Below are 14,980 nucleotides of genomic sequence, written 5' to 3' on the forward strand. Positions count from 1 at the left end.
TTCGCTCGTTCTCGGATCGCTCAGGCGGGCCGTGGGCGGATCACCGGACGGCGACTCCCCTTCGACACCGGCGTGGGCGATGTGGCCACGATCTCCTCGACGTCTGCCGGTTCATCCGACACGTCGAGTCGGAGCGCCTGGGTCAGAGCGAGGCCGTGCCTCGTCGTGAGGATCAGTCGTCGGTACTGCTCGTCACCGGAGAGGTCGATGACGACGCTGGGACGTCGGCGGCGGATGAGGACGAAGTCGACGCTGCCCGCAGCCTTCCACGTTCCGGCGGCGAGCACCCCGGGGATGTGCGTTCCCGGATTCGGCACGCCACGCAACCAGGTCCATGCGTCGTCGATCAGCTGGACCTTGGTGATGGTGTCGCGCACGAGCCTCACATTGTCGCGGTGGAAGCTCGCCGCACGTTCGATCGGCGAGAGCACGATCTCGAGTTGCGTCTGGTCCAGCAGCAACGTCACCATGCGTCCAGTCTGCCAGCGGCACCCTTCCAGATGTCTGTGTCTTGTTCACAGGAAGGCAACGATCCGTTGTCGGTTCCCACGATTCCACCTTCTTCCATTCCGATGTTCTGCTCGACCTTCGAACAAATCTACTAGAGTCGGAGCATGCCATCCGCCACCGATTCCGACCTCGAGCAACGCGCTGCGCTGCTCGACTCGTGGGTCGAGAAGCGGCGACAGATCGCACGCCTCGAAGCCGAGGCGTCCGATCTTCTTGCCGAGCGGATGCGCCTGAGCCGGTCTGACTCCGACGAGAACCCGTTCCACCGCGACGCCATCCACAGGTCGATGATCGCGGAGTACTCCGCGGCCGGCCGCCTCACTCAGGGCAGCGTCGAATACGCGTTCACCGATGCCGGCTTCCTCGCCGCCAGCCACCCCGGTGTGCGTTCGGCTTTCAGGGCCGGCCGCATCACGGCGGCGCATGTCCGCGAGATCGTGCGGGCCGCAGGAGTGGTCCGGGAGGCGGTCAACAACGGGCGAGCGGATGCCGATGTGCTGCCGCTGTACGCCACGGTCGCGGTCATCGTGGCCGAGCGGGAGACCCCTGCACGAACACGAGCGCACCTGCGCGAGCTGGCCGCCGTCCTGGCAGGCTCCACGGTCGCCGAGCGCCATGCGCGCTCGAAGTCGGAGCGCACCGTCACCGTACGCCCGGCAGGAGACGGTCTGTGTGTGCTGACAGTCGTGCTCCCCGAACATCTCGCGACGGCGATCCTCGACCGACTCACCCGACTCGCGCACGTCGTCATCGCCGGGCGGAACGACCGTGAGCCGACGCTCGATCCGATGGACGACGGCGAGAATCCGATCTATCCTGACGACATCGCGCAAGACGACCCGTCGCGCGACGATTACGCGATCTTCGGCGACGGGACTTTCACAACCGATCCGACCGGCCCCACGGTCGAACACATCCCGTCCGACACCCGCACGATCGATCAGGTGCGGGCAGATCTGCTGATCGACCTCCTGCTCGCCTCCGATCCGAGCGCGGCAAACGGCTCAGGACTCGACAACATCCAGGGGCGCATCCAAGTCACAGTCGCCGCCACCACGCTCGCGGGGTGCGACGATCGCCCCGCGCAGCTCGACGGACACGGGCCGCTGCACCCCGATATCGCCCGCGATCTCGCGGGCCGCAACGGCGGATGGTCCCGGTTGTTCCTCGATCCGACCGGACTTGTCGTCGAGACCGACACCTACCGGCCGACAGAACCCATGCGGCGGTTCCTCCGTGCGCGAGATCAACACTGCCGATTCCCCGGCTGCAGGATGCCGGCGCATCGGTGCCAGATCGATCACACTTTCGATCATGCGAAGGGCGGGCGGACCGAGATCCACAACCTCGCCCATCTGTGCGCGCGGCACCACTCTCTCAAGCATCCAGACGTCGCTGACGACCATCGTTGGACGGCGCAGCAGCTTCCCGACGGCACGATCGACTGGTTCAGCCCACTCGGCCGCACCTATCGGGACTCACCGTCACGACGAGTCATGTTCGTCTGACGTTCGTCACGCCGTTAGTCCGTCTCAGACCTGGGATCGTGCAGCTTACGCCTGTGCGCGGGCAGCGGCCTCGGCCGCGATCGGGAGCGCCGCTTCGATGCGCTGAAGCTCTTCCTCGCCGTGCGCGGCAGTCAGGAACCAGGCCTCGAACACGCTCGGAGGCAGCGCGACGCCCTGCTCGCGCATCGCGTGGAAGAACGGCGCGTACCGGAACGACTCCTGGGCCTGGGCCTCGGCATAGTCGCGAGGCGCTGAAGCGCGGAACGAAGCGCTGAAGAGGTTTCCCGCGTGCGCGACGGCGTGGGTGACACCTGCGTCCGCGAGAGCGGCGTCCAGGGCGCCAGAGACCCTGGCTGCGGCGGCATCGACGGTCGCATAGACCTCAGGGGTCGCGAGCCTCAGAGTCGCCAGGCCGGCGGCGACCGACAGCGGGTTGCCCGAGAGCGTGCCCGCCTGGTAGACCGGGCCGAGAGGTGCCAGCAGGTCCATGACCTCAGCGCGTCCACCGAGAGCGGCCAGGGGCATTCCTCCGCCGACGACCTTGCCGAACGTGAAGATGTCGGGCAGGTAGTCCTCGCCGGCCGCGGCCTGGAGCCCCCAGAAGCCTGCGGGGTGCACGCGGAAGCCCGTCAACACCTCATCGAGGATCAACAGCGCGCCATGAGCGTGTGCGGTCTCGGCCAGCAGCCGGTTGAACCCTGGCAGCGGCAGAACCACACCCATGTTCGCGGCTGCGGCCTCGACGATCACCGCGGCGATGCGCGGACCGTGCTCGGCGAAGACGGCCTCGAGCGCGCCCGGGTCGTTGTAGTCGATCACGAGGGTCTGCGCGGCGATCGGCGCGGGCACCCCCGCGGAGCCGGGCAGAGCGAGAGTCGCGACGCCGGAACCGGCCGCGGCGAGGAGACCGTCGGAGTGACCGTGGTAGTGGCCGGCGAACTTGACCAGCAGGTCGCGTCCGGTGGCGCCGCGGGCAAGGCGGATCGCGGTCATCGTCGCTTCTGTGCCGGTCGAGACGAGGCGCACTCGCTCGATGGGCCGGGTCTCCCCGAACCGCACACGATCCGCGATCAGCTGAGCGAGTTCGACCTCGCCCGCGGTCGGGGCGCCGAACGAGAGTCCTCGAGTGGCCGCCTCCTGCACGGCGGCGACGACCTCAGGCTGCGCATGGCCGAGCAGGGCCGGACCCCACGACGCGACGAGGTCGACGTACTCGTTGCCTGCGGCATCGGTCACCGTCGCACCCGCGGCCGATGCGAGGAAGCGCGGCGTGCCTCCGACCGAACCGTATGCGCGCACGGGCGAGTTCACACCACCGGGGATCACCGTGCGGGCAGCGGAGAACAGGTCATCATTGCGGTCGGTCACAGCACACTCCTCAGCGATGCACGGAGCTCTCCCGGCATCCCCTCCAGGCTAGTCCGCAGACCTGAGGGAGGGACTCAGACGACCTCGCCGAGTCGACGGAGCGCGATCAGGGGCGCAGCCAGCGAGCGGCTTCTGTCGCCCAGTACGTCAGGACGACATCTGCGCCAGCGCGGCGGATCGACAGCAGCGACTCGAGGATCGACGCGCGGCGATCGATCCAGCCGTTCGCGGCAGCGGCCTCGATCATCGCGTACTCGCCGGACACCTGATATGCCCACACCGGAATGTGCACGGTGTCTCGCACCTCACGCAGCACGTCGAGGAAGGCCATGGCGGGTTTCACCATGACGATGTCCGCACCCTCCTCCTCGTCGACGACAGCCTCCCGCACGCCCTCGCGGCGGTTGCCGGGGTCGAGCTGGTACGTGCGACGGTCGCCCTTCAGCTGCGAATCCACGGCCTCACGGAACGGACCGTAGAACGCGCTCGCATACTTCGCGGCGTAGGCGAGAAGCAGTGTGTCGGTGAAGCCCTCGGAATCGAGCGCCTCGCGGATGACGGCGACCTGGCCGTCCATCATTCCCGAGAGGCCGAGCAGCTGAGAGCCCGCCCGAGCCTGAGCCAGGGCCATCGACGCGTAGCGTTCGAGCGTCGCGTCGTTGTCGACGGTGCCGTCAGGCGCGAGCACGCCGCAGTGCCCGTGGTCGGTGAACTCGTCGAGGCACAGGTCGGTCTGCACCACGAGGGCGTCCCCGACCTCGGCCGCGAGCACCTCGGTGGCGACGTTCAGGATGCCCTGGGGATCGTCGGCTCCCGAGCCCTGCGCGTCTCTGACTGCGGGGACTCCGAACAGCATCACACCGCCGACACCCGCCTCGGCCGCCTCGGTGGCGGCGGCACGCAGAGAATCGAGCGAATGCTGCGCGACTCCGGGCATCGACCCGATGGGGGCGGCCTCAGTGAGTCCCTCACGGACGAACAGCGGGAGCACCAGCTGCCGCGGCTCGAGGGAGGTCTCGCGCACCAGACCCCTGACGGCAGGGGACTGCCGCAGTCGGCGCAGTCGGACGTCGGGGAAGCTCACGGCGCCAGCTCGTCCGCCGCGTGCGGGAGGGTGTAGCTCGACACGGCATCGATGAGCGCGTCGACCGTCTGACGATCGGCGACGACCGTGATCGGAAGACCTGCCTTGTCGGCATCCTTCGCAGTCCGCGGACCGATCGCAGCCAGCAGCGTCTCATCCGGGATCAGCGGGAACTGCTCGCGCACCTGCTCGGCGACCGAACCGCTCGTGATCAGGATCGCGTTGATGCGTCCGTTCTCGACGTCGCGCTTGATGCGGTCGGTGACCGGCACGCCCACGGTCCGGTAGGCGACGACGCTGTCGACGTCGTGACCGGCCTCCTGCAGGAGGACGCTGAGCACGGGCTTCGCGATCTCGCTGCGCAGAGCCAGGATGCGACGCGGCTCGGCCTCGAGGGCGATGAGCTGCTCTGCCATGCCCGCAGCCGAATTGTCTTCATCCGGCACCATCGCGACTTCATACCCGACGGCCTGCAGAGCGGCTGCGGTCGTCTCTCCGACTGCCGCGATCTTCGTACGACGCGGCACCACAGCGCGGTGCGCGAACATCACGTCGACGGTCGTCGCACTGGTCACCGTCAACCAGTCGTACTCTCCGGCAGCCAGGCGGGTGAGCGCCACGTCGAGCGCGGCCTGATCTGTGGTGGCCGCGAAGTTGATCAGCGGCGCGACGACGGGCACCGCTCCCCGGGAACGGAGACTGGCGGCGACGCCGTCGCCCCACGGGCCTCCACGGGGTACGAGGATGCGCCAGCCGTCCAGCGGTCGGTCCTGCTTCGAATTGGTCATGATGAGGAATGCTCTCGGGAGACGAGGTCGGCCGCCCCTTGCTCGAGCAGCCGATGGGCGACAGACAACCCGAACTCGCGTGCTGTGCGCATCGGGTCTGCACCACCGGCAGCATCCGCTCCATTGCCGCTGCCGTTCCGACGAATATACTCCCCGTTCAGACTCTCCGTGACGTCGAGGCCGATCCGGCGACCGCCGTCGGTCGAGTAAACGACCGTCCTGACGCGGATCTCATCGCCGTCCACGACCGCATGAGCGGCCATCGGCGCCTGGCATCCGGAGTCGAGTCCTTCCAGAATCCCGCGCTCGACCGTGATGGCCAGCCGAGTGTCGTGGTCGTCGAGTTCGGCGAGCGCGGCGAGGAGCTCAGCCGGAGCATCGGACCGGGTCTCGACCGCGAGCGAACCCTGACCCGGTGCGGTCGGCCATTCGGACAGCCCCAGCTCCTCACGGCGAAGCGGCGAGTCGGTGCCGAGGCGCGAAAGGCCGGCGGCAGCGAGGATGACGGCGTCCAGCTCACCCGACGCGACCCGTTGCAGACGCGAGTCGACGTTGCCGCGGATGTCGACGACCTCCGCGTGCGGAGCCCTGCGGTGCACCTGCGCGATGCGGCGAGGTGACCCCGTGCCGACCTTGCTGCCGGTGCGCAGCTCGTGCAGCGGCGTGCCCCCGCGCGTGATCGCGACATCGCGCGCGTCCTCACGCACCGGAGTGGCGGCGATGACAAGCCCCTCGGGGATCGCGGTGGGAAGGTCTTTGAGCGAATGCACGAGGATGTCGCACTCCCCCGCGAGCAGCGCCTCACGCAGACGCGTGGCGAAGATGCCCTGGCCGCCGATCTCCGACAGCGACGCACGATTCGTGTCGCCCTCGCTGGTGATCGGCACGAGCTCGACGGGGCGCCCCGAGATCTTCTCTAGGGCGGCGGCGACATGACCCGACTGCGCCTGCGCGAGCGCGCTGCGGCGAGTGCCCAGTCGGATCGGGACGGCAGTGTGACTCTGAGTGCTCATCGTCGACCTACTGCAGCACGTCCGCGATCTCGTCGAACCGGAGGCGACGGCCCGTGTAGAACGGGATCTCCTCCTTCACGTAGAGACGCGCGTCGGTGTAGCGCAGGTCACGCATGAGGTCGACCAGCTCGGTGACCTCGTCGGCTTCGAGCGGCAGGATCCACTCGTAGTCACCCAGAGCGAATGCGGCGACCGTGTTGGCGATGACTCCCTTGAAGGCAGCGCCCTTGCGACCGTGATCGGCGAGCATCTTGCGACGCTCCTCCTCCGGTGCGAGATACCACTCGGGCGTGCGGACGAACGGGTAGAGGCACAGCCAGTCCTTCGGCTCGACACCGCGGAGGAACCCGGGCACGTGCGCACGGTTGAACTCGGCATCCCGATGCACGCCCATGACGTTCCACACAGGAAGCAGAGTGCGCAGCAGCTCGGTGCGCCGCAGGCGCCGCAGGGCCTTCTGAAGATCTTCCGCAGTGTCCCCGTGCAGCCACACCAGCAGGTCGGCGTCGGCCTTCAGGCCCGAGACGTCGTAGAAGCCGCGGACCGTGACTCCGGAATCCTCGATGTAGGAGACGATCGTCTCGAGTTCCGTGGAGTCGGACTCGGTGACCGCGACATCGGGGTTTCGTCGCCAGACGGCCCAGAGGGTGAAGCCGGACGGGTTCTCTTCGCGTGCATCGGACATGGATCCAGTCTGCCCCCTTTGTGAATCACTCGCGAACGCGAGTCAGGATGGGAGGATGCGCCTCCGGTCAGCGAGAAAGCGCGCGGGCGATCGCCCAGACGGCTCCGCCCACGATCACGGCGACTCCCACCGCTCCGGCGATGGCGGCGGCTGGGTTGCGGTCGGCGAAGACCCGCGCCTTCGCCGCAGCGCGCTTCGATGCCTTGTCGATCCGCCGAGGGAAGTTGCCCTTGACCTCGATCGCCGCGAGCGCGGCCTTGAGCTCGGCGCGGGCGGACTGCACCGGATCGACGATCCCTGCGGGGACAGCCGTCTTGGGCAGCGGCCTCGTGATCTCAGAGTTCGTCATAGCCGGCTTCCTTCACGAGTCTGATGTCCTCGCCCACCGCCTGGGCGGGGTTCTTCCGAGCGAGCACCTTGCGGAACTTCAGGATGCCGAGCAGCGCGAACAGCAGCACGGCGAGGATCAGGATTCCGAACACTGCCAGCGCGGAGAGCCAGACCGGCCACCACGACGACAGCCCGGCGATCGCGAAGACCAGGATCACCGGCACGGCCCAGAACAGGAAGAAGAGCGCGACGAGGAACCAGACGGAGCCGATCCCGGCATCCTTCGCCGTCTTCGAGATCCAGGTCTTGGCCGCGTTGATCTCGGCCTTCACGAGGCTGCTGATGAGCTCGGGAAGATCGCCGATCAGGGACAGCAGGCTGTCCTCGGCACGATCGCGGTATCCGCGGGGCATGTCAGCTGCCAGACTTCGCGGCGGTGGAGCGCGAGGATGCCGGCTTCTTGGCCGCCGGCTTCTTCGCGTCGTCCTTCTTCGCGGCGTCCTTGACCTCTTCGACAGCGTCTTCGGTGGCGTCGACGATGTCGTCAGCGGCCTTGCGTCCGGCAGCGACAGCGGAATCGAGTCGCTGACCTGCGGTCTTGTCGCCGCCGCTGGCCGACTTGACGACCTTCTGCACGCCGGTCCAGATCGCACCGGGCACTGCTGCGGCCTTGTCGCCGACGTAGCCCTTGACCTTGTCGACCTGATCCTGCACGGGGTCGAGGTTCCAGACCTTCAGCCACTGCGTCTTGATCTGCTCGTAACGCTCGCGTCCTGCGCGCGTTCCGAGTACGTATCCCACGCCGATTCCTACGACGAGTCCGATCTTCCCCTTCATGGGGTCTCCTCACGTTGTTCCGGTGTGAACGCCTGGGGCGAACCGACGACACGGAGCCGCCTGCCAGGTGTCCAGCGTAGCCCCGTATGCCGATTTCGGCATCTGTCAGGCAGAGGGTTGACAGCAGGGCGACTTTCGGGTTGACCTCAGGGTGCGCGTCACGCTCTCGGCCGCGCCCGGAACGCAGCCCCACCCCATGCGTGTCAGTCCCAGATCAGAGAGCGCCGCAGCCGATCGGCTTCCTCGCGCGCATCGGGGATCACCTGCGCGAGTCCGGTGCCGGCGAGCCACGCACCCACCGCCGCGAGGCCGGGAACGGCCTGGATGGCCGCGCGCGCCGCCTCCCGCCGCTCGCCCGAGCCGATGATCGACGCGGGTTGCGACTGGACGAACCGCGAACGGTGCGCACCGATGAGATCGCCAGGGGCGAGCGGAACGCCGAGAAGAGCGGATGCCTCACGGAGCGCGAGTCGAGCAGTCGCGTCATCGTCGAGGCCTGCGGTGGCTGCCGGTTCTCCCTGAGCGCCGAAGGAGACGCGCACCAGATGCCGATCCCCGGCGGCGACCCTGAGCCATTCCCACTTCGCCGTCGAGTGCGTGAGCGCCTTCGCTGTGTGGCTTCCTGGAACTGTGAGGACGCCCGTTCCCCGAGGAGCACCCTGCAGTGCGGAGGCCCGCAGCAGCAGCGTGACGATCTCGATCTCCGGCGCATCCGCCGCCGCGGTCTCGGCGAGTGCGGGTGCGATGTTCTCGAGCAGATGCCGTGCCCCGGCCTCCGAGGTTCCCAGCACCACGCCGTCGGCGCTGAACTCGAGGGCCTCCGTGGCCGACTCCGCATCGGCATCCGAATCCGCGAGCGCTCGCTCTTCGGCACTCACCGTCCAGCTCGCAGCCGACTGCGCGATCTCAGACACCCGCACGCCCGTGCGGACGACGCCGCCGAGCTTCTCGATGTCGGCGACCAGCGCCTCGATCAGCACCATCATGCCGCCGGCGATGCCTTCCACGGCCGCACCGGGCGCCTGCGCCGCAGCCGCCTGCGCCGCCCGCGCCGCGCTCTCGTCACGCAGAGCCTGCACAGCACCCGACAGAGAACCGACGCGCGTGAGGGCGGCGTTGAGCCCGGGCGCAGCGATGTCGACATCGACGTCTTCGGGTGATGCGGAGTACACGCCCGTCGTCACCGGAGCCACCAGCCGGTCTCGCACCTTGACGCCCATGCGCGAAGACACCAGCTTGCCGAGGCTCTGGCTGTGGCCGATCGTGAGGGGCGGGCGCACGCGGTCGAGGTAGGCACGCCAGACTCCCGACCAGCCGATGATGCGGCGCACGTCCTCTTGGAACGGGTTGCTCGGGATGCCGAGGATGCCGCCGACCGGCAGCGGCGCGGCACCGACGCCGGGGATGCCCGCGAGCCAGGCGCTGCCTGCCGCCGGGGCGACGATGCGATCGGTGAGGCCGAGTTCGTCGAGGAGCGCTCGCACCCGTCCGCCCCGCGTCGCGTAGCTCTCCGCCCCGGCATCCACGACCACACCGTCGATCTCGGTCTGACGGATCGCGCCGCCGACGGCATCCGACGCCTCGAGCACGGTGACGTGCATGCCGACCTTGACGCATTCGCGAGCCGCGATCAGCCCCCCGATGCCACCGCCGATGACGACGATGTGGCGCGTGGCCGCGCGGGCTGCCAGCGTGGCGGGCTCGGCTCGGGACGACTCACGGTTCGCGGGATTCGACGGCATACGTCAATCCTTTCACCCGCGACCCGGTTGCCTCGCCGGTTGCGACCGGAGAAACGGGCACGGTGCGGAGATCCATCCAGGGGCCGCTCAGTCGAGGATGCGCCGACTCAGGCCTCGACGGCCGCAGTGGCGGCGCGCCCGGAGCCGCGCTTGCGCACCTCGCGGAGCACGATCTGCTCGGGGCACACGGTCGAGAGGAAGTCGCCGACGGAGAGCGCGAGACGCTCGCCGACGAGGGAGTACAGGATGCGGTTGGCATCGCGACGCTCACTGACGAGGCCCGCCTGGCGCAACACGCTCAGGTGCCGCGAGATCGTGGGGCCGCTCGCCGAGAACCGCGAGGCGATCTCACCCGCCGCGAGCTCGCCGTCCTTGAGGTCCTGCAGGATCTGACGACGCGTCGGATGGGCCAATGCCGCAAAGATGTCTGACGCACTGTCTGTCATGTTTGCAATATAGCACTCATGCTAGATAGCGTCCTGCGTCCGAGATGATGACGTCGGAACGAACCGGCCCTGGCTGTCAGATCGGGTGCACCGGTTCTGTCAGATCGAGTGCACCAGTTCGACGATGCGGGTGAGCTGATCGGGGTCGGTCTCGGGGGGAACCCCGTGTCCGAGGTTGACGATGTGGCCCCTGGCCGCGCGCCCGCGCTCGACCACGTCGCGCACGTGCGTCTCGAGCACCGACCACGGCGCCGAGAGCAGCGCCGGGTCGATGTTGCCCTGCACCGAGACGTCGGGTCCGAGGATCGCCGCGGCCTCATCGAGCGGCAGGCGCCAGTCGACGCCGACGCCGTCCGCGATTCCGTCCAGGCGCATATCGTCGAGGAAGGGCCCGGTGCCCACGCCGAAGTGGATGCTCGGCACGCCGATGCCGTCGAGCGCGACCTTCGAGTGCGGAGCCACGAACGCGCGGTAGTCGGCGGTGCTCAGGGATCCGGCCCACGAGTCGAACAGCTGCACCACGGATGCTCCCGCGTCGCGCTGGATCTCGAGGAACCGGCGCGAGACCTGCGCCAGCCAGCCCGCGAGACGGTTCCACGAGTCGGGGTCGGCGTGCATCATGGCGCGGGCACGCAGGTGCTCCTTCGACGGGCCGCCCTCGACGAGGTAGGCGGCCAGCGTGAACGGAGCGCCGGCGAAGCCGATCAGCGGGGTCTCCCCGAGCTCTGCGGTGACGATGCCCACGGCGTCGGCGATCGCGGAGCCGTCGAGCGAGAGGGGATCGATGGAGGTGATGCGATCGACGTCGCCCGCGGTGCGCACGGGATTCGCGAACACCGGGCCGCGTCCGGCCTCGATCTCGACCTCCACGCCCGCCAGTCGCAGCGGGATGACGATGTCGCTGAAGAACACCGCAGCATCGACGCCGTGACGCCGCACCGGCTGCAGAGTGATCTCTGCGGCGAGGTCGGGCGTGAGGCAGGCGTCGAGCATCCGCGTTCCGACCCGCAGCTCGCGGTACTCGGGCAGCGATCGGCCGGCCTGGCGCATGAACCACACGGGGGCGTGCTCAGGTCGGGGGCCGGTGAGGGCGCGCAGCAGCGGAGCGTCGGAGAGAGGCATGCGTCCATCCTCCCATCCGCCCCTGGGCCGACCTGCATGAAGCCTCAGGTAGAATCGAAAGGTGCTGCTGGTTGTCACGGCGAGTCACAAGACCGCCCCCTTCGAATTGCTCGAACGCCTGAGCCGCACCCCCGACGACGTCGCCTCCACGGTTGTGGACATGGCGTCCTGCGTGCAGGGTGCGGTCGTTCTTGCTACCTGCAACCGCTTCGAGGCCTACGTCGAGATGGACGAGCCCGTCACCGCCGCAGGTGCGATCGGCGTCGAGGCAGTGCTCGAGGCTGTCGAGGCGTCCACGGGCATCCGCGCCACCGAACTCGACGGCGCCTACGAGGTGCACTCCGGCCGCCGTGTCGCAGAGCACCTCTTCTCGGTCGCATCCGGCCTCGAGTCCGTCGTGTCGGGCGAAGGCGAGATCGCCGGCCAGGTGCGTCGTGCGCTCAAGTCCGCACGCAAGGAGGGCACGACCTCCCCCGAGCTCGAGCGCCTCTTCCAGCGGGCCAGCCAGGCGCAGCGCAAGGTCAAGAACGTCACTGCGCTCGGCCGCGCCGGTCGTTCACTCGTGCGACTCGCTCTCGAGCTCGCCGACAGCCGCATCGTCGACTGGTCGGCCGAGCGCGTGCTGCTCGTCGGCACCGGCGCCTATGCAGCCGTCACCCTCGCGACGCTGCGCGAACGAGGAGCCGTGAACATCTCGGTGTACTCGCCCTCGGGCCGCGCTGAGAAGTTCGCCGCGAAGCACGGCATCCGCCCGGTCTCCGCTGAGGACTACGCGCGCGTCGCCTCGCGATCGAGCCTGCTGATCACCTGCACGACGGCCGCCGCTCCCGTGCTCACCCCCGAGCACCTGCAGGCGCCGACCGGCATCGCCCCTGAGGGCTGCCCCGTCGCATCCCACAACCAGATGGTCGTAGACCTCGGCATGCCGCGCAACGTCGACCCCGCTGTCGCTGCCCTCGAGGGCGTGGCTCTGCTCGACCTCGAGACCATCAGCCTGCACGCACCGCTCGAGGAGCTGCAGGCGACGGATGCCGCGCGCACCGTCGTGCGCGAAGCCGCCGACACCTTCCACGTCGTCGGCAGCCGCCAGAGCGTCACCCCCTCGGTCGTCGCGCTGCGGTCGCACATGTTCGCACTGCTCGAGTCCGAGATCGCCCGAGCCCGCGCCAGGGGCGACGACGACGGCAAGGTCGAGCAGGCCCTGCGCCACCTCACCGGCGTGCTGCTGCACGTGCCGACCACGCGAGCGCACGAGCTCGCCGCCACCGGCCGGGCAGACGACTTCGCCGCCGCGCTCTCGACGATGTACGGCATCGAGCCGATCGAGCCCGCGCAGGCGTCTGACGCAGACGACGCAGCGACCGCCTGAGGGCCTCACCTTCACTGCACGATCAGCCTCGGCCGAGACCCTCTCCCCCGGCTCCGAGGATCTCGGCTCCGACGCCTGCACGCATCGTCCGTGCTTCATATCGTCGACCCATGACAAATCCCTTCCCCGAACGCAGACTGGGAGGATGCTCGTGGATCCGGATGTGATCGGCATCATCATCGCCCTCTTCGCGTTCACCGCGACCGTGCTCGGCGGAGTCTCCAGAATGCTCGCGAAGCAATCCCGGGGACTGGACACCCGCTTCGACAGCATCGATGAGAGGTTCACGCGAGTCGAGACGCAGATCACCGAACTCAGGGTCGAGCTCAAAGCCGACATCGCCGAACTCCGCACGGAACTCAAAGGCGACATCGCCGAACTCCGCACGGAACTCAAAGGCGACATCGCCGAACTCCGGGTCGAACTGAAGACAGAGATCGCCGACGTGAAGACCGAACTCAAAGCCGATATCGCCGACGTGAGAGTGTCCATCGCACGCCTCGAGGGTCCGCTCCCGAAGCTGCAGCGCATCTGACTCCGCTGCCGCCATCGGGGATGCCAGACTGGACGTATGGCCCTTCACATCACCGGAGACACCGCCGCAGACGCCCTGCTCACCGACAACCCGCTCGCGCTGCTGGTCGGGATGCTGCTCGACCAGCAGGTCCCGATGGAGACGGCGTTCGCAGGACCCCTCAAGATCGAGCAGCGCACCGGCGCGACCGATGCGGCCACCATCGCGGCGATGGACCCCGACGAGTTCCTCGAGGCGTTCAAGACGACCCCAGCCGTGCATCGGTTCCCCGGTTCGATGGCGACTCGCGTGCAGACGCTCTGTCAGGAGATCGTCGATCAGTGGGGCGGAGACGCCTCGGCACTCTGGACCGAAGGCGACCCGTCGGGCGCCGAGGTGCTCAAGCGACTCAAGGCTCTCCCCGGCTTCGGCGAGCAGAAGGCGAAGATCTTCCTGGCTCTGCTCGGCAAGCAGTACGGGTTCACCGGCGCCGGGTGGCGCGAGGCCGCGGGCGACTACGGTACCGAGGGTTCCTACCGCAGCGTCGCCGACATCGTCTCGCCCGAATCGCTCACCAAGGTGCGCGAACACAAGAAGGCCATGAAGGCCGCGGCGAAGGCGAAGGCATGAAGCCCACCGGCGACGACGTCGCCGGGCTCATCGCCCGATCCACTCCGGCGGTCCGACGTCGGGATGCCGAGACCCTGACCGCCCTGATGCAGGAGATCACAGGCCGCGACCCTCAGACCTGGGGCACGATCATCGGCTTCGGCAGCTGTCACTACCGCTACCCGACCGGCACCGAGGGCGACAGCGGACTCCTCGGCTTCGCCCCCCGCAAGGCGGCTACGACGATCTATCTGTTCGACGGCGTCGACGCACACTCCGAGGCACTCGAGAAGCTCGGCCCGCACAGCACGGGCGTCGGATGCCTCTACATCAAGGACCTCGAGAAGATCGACCTCGACGTGCTCCGCGGCATCCTCGAGCGATCGCTGGCCTGGGTCGAGGCGGGCGGCACCGATCAGGTGCAGCTGACCGTCACCGGCTGATCCGGTTCGCGGGAACCCTCAGCGGAGAACCTCGACCAGCGCGACCCACGAGACGACGATCGCCGACACGATCGCGAGCAGGCAGCCGGCAGCCGCGAGGTACAGGCCGACCGGATGACCGACGGCGACGAAGACGCCTGCGACGAGGTACGCCGCGATCGGCAGGAACCCCACCAGATACTTCAGCGGCCTGGCGCGATCGGCGGGGTCGGTATCGCGGGCGATCAGCCGCGTCGCGTGGATCTGGAACACCGACGCGAGCAGGGCGGACACGAGCGTCAGAGTGCCGAGCCAGACCCCGTCGATGCGTGGGACGAGGCCCAGCGCCGACACCGTGAGCGCAAGCACGAGCGCGGCGATGCCTGCGAGCAACCTCGCTGTGAGCGTGCGTGACTTCACGATCTCGCCGATGTTCACGCTCGCGGCCACGATCACGAGACCGGCCAGAGCCGCCGTCGCGCCCGCCATCGCGACGTTGAACTCGCTCCACTGCTCGATCATGGGGTCAGCATAGAAGAACTCCGGCTTCGCCCACAGGGGACAAGGGAGCGGTCTCTCCTCAGGGCCCTCCGCCCGCGCCTGACCGGTTCAGCTGCCGGATCACACGGATCC

18 protein-coding genes are annotated in these 14,980 nt (G+C 68.5%); 5 read left to right on the forward strand and 13 right to left on the reverse strand.

What is annotated here, in order from left to right:
* Positions 1-20: 20 nt before the first annotated feature.
* Positions 21-470, reverse strand: a complete 450-nt coding sequence (locus OPU70_RS06620; protein ID WP_056374511.1) for a hypothetical protein — start codon at positions 468-470, stop codon at positions 21-23.
* 144 nt (positions 471-614) lie between these two features.
* On the opposite strand from OPU70_RS06620, the gene OPU70_RS06625 reads away from it, so the two are divergent.
* Positions 615-2,018, forward strand: coding sequence for an HNH endonuclease signature motif containing protein (locus tag OPU70_RS06625; protein WP_498557377.1), 1,404 nt, complete (start codon positions 615-617; stop codon positions 2,016-2,018).
* Between the two features lie 45 nt (positions 2,019-2,063).
* Here the strand turns inward: OPU70_RS06625 and OPU70_RS06630 are convergent, their stop codons facing one another.
* From OPU70_RS06630 to hemE, 11 genes are all read right to left on the reverse strand, one after another.
* The gene (locus tag OPU70_RS06630; RefSeq protein WP_498557378.1) at positions 2,064-3,386 is read right to left on the reverse strand and encodes a glutamate-1-semialdehyde 2,1-aminomutase; all 1,323 of its coding nucleotides are present in this window, start codon (positions 3,384-3,386) and stop codon (positions 2,064-2,066) included.
* Between the two features lie 106 nt (positions 3,387-3,492).
* Positions 3,493-4,470: a porphobilinogen synthase gene (gene hemB / locus OPU70_RS06635; protein ID WP_475435179.1), complete on the reverse strand. Its 978-nt coding sequence runs from the start codon at positions 4,468-4,470 to the stop codon at positions 3,493-3,495.
* Entirely contained in the window at positions 4,467-5,258 is a 792-nt protein-coding gene (locus OPU70_RS06640; protein WP_056374518.1) for a uroporphyrinogen-III synthase, read from the reverse strand. The genes hemB and OPU70_RS06640 overlap by 4 nt, the downstream gene beginning before the upstream one ends.
* The gene (gene hemC, locus OPU70_RS06645) at positions 5,255-6,271 is read right to left on the reverse strand and encodes a hydroxymethylbilane synthase (RefSeq protein WP_042541317.1); all 1,017 of its coding nucleotides are present in this window, start codon (positions 6,269-6,271) and stop codon (positions 5,255-5,257) included. The genes OPU70_RS06640 and hemC overlap by 4 nt, the downstream gene beginning before the upstream one ends.
* Positions 6,272-6,278: 7 nt before the next feature.
* Positions 6,279-6,956, reverse strand: a complete 678-nt coding sequence (gene hemQ / locus OPU70_RS06650) for a hydrogen peroxide-dependent heme synthase (protein WP_042541315.1) — start codon at positions 6,954-6,956, stop codon at positions 6,279-6,281.
* 67 nt (positions 6,957-7,023) lie between these two features.
* Positions 7,024-7,305 carry a hypothetical protein gene (locus tag OPU70_RS06655; RefSeq protein WP_042541313.1) on the reverse strand — a complete coding sequence of 94 codons (282 nt, stop codon included), beginning with the start codon at positions 7,303-7,305 and terminating at the stop codon, positions 7,024-7,026.
* Entirely contained in the window at positions 7,292-7,699 is a 408-nt protein-coding gene (locus OPU70_RS06660) for a phage holin family protein (RefSeq protein ID WP_056374522.1), read from the reverse strand. Before OPU70_RS06660 ends, OPU70_RS06655 begins: the two co-directional genes overlap by 14 nt.
* Before the next feature lies 1 nt (position 7,700).
* Entirely contained in the window at positions 7,701-8,123 is a 423-nt protein-coding gene (locus OPU70_RS06665; protein ID WP_042541310.1) for a hypothetical protein, read from the reverse strand.
* A 203-nt stretch (positions 8,124-8,326) separates the two neighbouring features.
* Positions 8,327-9,865 carry a protoporphyrinogen oxidase gene (hemG, locus tag OPU70_RS06670; protein WP_498557379.1) on the reverse strand — a complete coding sequence of 513 codons (1,539 nt, stop codon included), beginning with the start codon at positions 9,863-9,865 and terminating at the stop codon, positions 8,327-8,329.
* A gap of 107 nt (positions 9,866-9,972) precedes the next feature.
* Positions 9,973-10,311 (reverse strand): metalloregulator ArsR/SmtB family transcription factor, encoded by a 339-nt coding sequence (locus tag OPU70_RS06675; protein WP_079113683.1) that lies wholly within the window; start codon positions 10,309-10,311, stop codon positions 9,973-9,975.
* Positions 10,312-10,410: 99 nt separating this feature from the next.
* Positions 10,411-11,433 carry a uroporphyrinogen decarboxylase gene (hemE, locus tag OPU70_RS06680; protein WP_498557380.1) on the reverse strand — a complete coding sequence of 341 codons (1,023 nt, stop codon included), beginning with the start codon at positions 11,431-11,433 and terminating at the stop codon, positions 10,411-10,413.
* A gap of 61 nt (positions 11,434-11,494) precedes the next feature.
* Between hemE and OPU70_RS06685 the strand changes: the two genes are divergently transcribed.
* The 4 genes from OPU70_RS06685 to OPU70_RS06700 all read left to right on the forward strand — a co-directional run bounded on the left by OPU70_RS06685 (position 11,495) and on the right by OPU70_RS06700 (position 14,368).
* Entirely contained in the window at positions 11,495-12,802 is a 1,308-nt protein-coding gene (locus OPU70_RS06685) for a glutamyl-tRNA reductase (protein WP_042541306.1), read from the forward strand.
* 145 nt (positions 12,803-12,947) lie between these two features.
* The gene (locus tag OPU70_RS06690) at positions 12,948-13,337 is read left to right on the forward strand and encodes a hypothetical protein (protein ID WP_498557381.1); all 390 of its coding nucleotides are present in this window, start codon (positions 12,948-12,950) and stop codon (positions 13,335-13,337) included.
* Positions 13,338-13,373: 36 nt separating this feature from the next.
* On the forward strand, positions 13,374-13,946 hold the full coding sequence (locus OPU70_RS06695) for an HhH-GPD-type base excision DNA repair protein (RefSeq protein ID WP_079113687.1): 573 nt from the start codon (positions 13,374-13,376) through the stop codon (positions 13,944-13,946).
* Positions 13,943-14,368 (forward strand): DUF1801 domain-containing protein, encoded by a 426-nt coding sequence (locus tag OPU70_RS06700; protein ID WP_042541300.1) that lies wholly within the window; start codon positions 13,943-13,945, stop codon positions 14,366-14,368. Before OPU70_RS06695 ends, OPU70_RS06700 begins: the two co-directional genes overlap by 4 nt.
* 18 nt (positions 14,369-14,386) lie before the next feature.
* On the opposite strand, the gene OPU70_RS06705 is transcribed toward OPU70_RS06700, so the two are convergent.
* Positions 14,387-14,869, reverse strand: a complete 483-nt coding sequence (locus tag OPU70_RS06705; protein WP_498557382.1) for a hypothetical protein — start codon at positions 14,867-14,869, stop codon at positions 14,387-14,389.
* Between the last annotated feature and the right edge of the window lie 111 nt (positions 14,870-14,980).

The organism is Microbacterium sp. SWDP-B6 (assembly GCF_059803615.1).

Bases quoted from the DNA above. Each gene is read 5' to 3' on its own strand.
- OPU70_RS06655 (WP_042541313.1), bottom strand. From the start codon at position 7,305: ATGACGAACTCTGAGATCACGAGGCCGCTGCCCAAGACGGCTGTCCCC.
- hemQ (WP_042541315.1), bottom strand. From the start codon at position 6,956: ATGTCCGATGCACGCGAAGAGAACCCGTCCGGCTTCACCCTCTGGGCC.
- hemE (WP_498557380.1), bottom strand. From the start codon at position 11,433: ATGCCTCTCTCCGACGCTCCGCTGCTGCGCGCCCTCACCGGCCCCCGA.
- OPU70_RS06640 (WP_056374518.1), bottom strand. From the start codon at position 5,258: ATGACCAATTCGAAGCAGGACCGACCGCTGGACGGCTGGCGCATCCTC.
- OPU70_RS06625 (WP_498557377.1), top strand. From the start codon at position 615: ATGCCATCCGCCACCGATTCCGACCTCGAGCAACGCGCTGCGCTGCTC.
- OPU70_RS06665 (WP_042541310.1), bottom strand. From the start codon at position 8,123: ATGAAGGGGAAGATCGGACTCGTCGTAGGAATCGGCGTGGGATACGTA.
- OPU70_RS06690 (WP_498557381.1), top strand. From the start codon at position 12,948: ATGCTCGTGGATCCGGATGTGATCGGCATCATCATCGCCCTCTTCGCG.
- OPU70_RS06675 (WP_079113683.1), bottom strand. From the start codon at position 10,311: ATGACAGACAGTGCGTCAGACATCTTTGCGGCATTGGCCCATCCGACG.
- OPU70_RS06700 (WP_042541300.1), top strand. From the start codon at position 13,943: ATGAAGCCCACCGGCGACGACGTCGCCGGGCTCATCGCCCGATCCACT.
- hemG (WP_498557379.1), bottom strand. From the start codon at position 9,865: ATGCCGTCGAATCCCGCGAACCGTGAGTCGTCCCGAGCCGAGCCCGCC.
- hemC (WP_042541317.1), bottom strand. From the start codon at position 6,271: ATGAGCACTCAGAGTCACACTGCCGTCCCGATCCGACTGGGCACTCGC.
- OPU70_RS06705 (WP_498557382.1), bottom strand. From the start codon at position 14,869: ATGATCGAGCAGTGGAGCGAGTTCAACGTCGCGATGGCGGGCGCGACG.
- OPU70_RS06660 (WP_056374522.1), bottom strand. From the start codon at position 7,699: ATGCCCCGCGGATACCGCGATCGTGCCGAGGACAGCCTGCTGTCCCTG.
- OPU70_RS06620 (WP_056374511.1), bottom strand. From the start codon at position 470: ATGGTGACGTTGCTGCTGGACCAGACGCAACTCGAGATCGTGCTCTCG.
- OPU70_RS06695 (WP_079113687.1), top strand. From the start codon at position 13,374: ATGGCCCTTCACATCACCGGAGACACCGCCGCAGACGCCCTGCTCACC.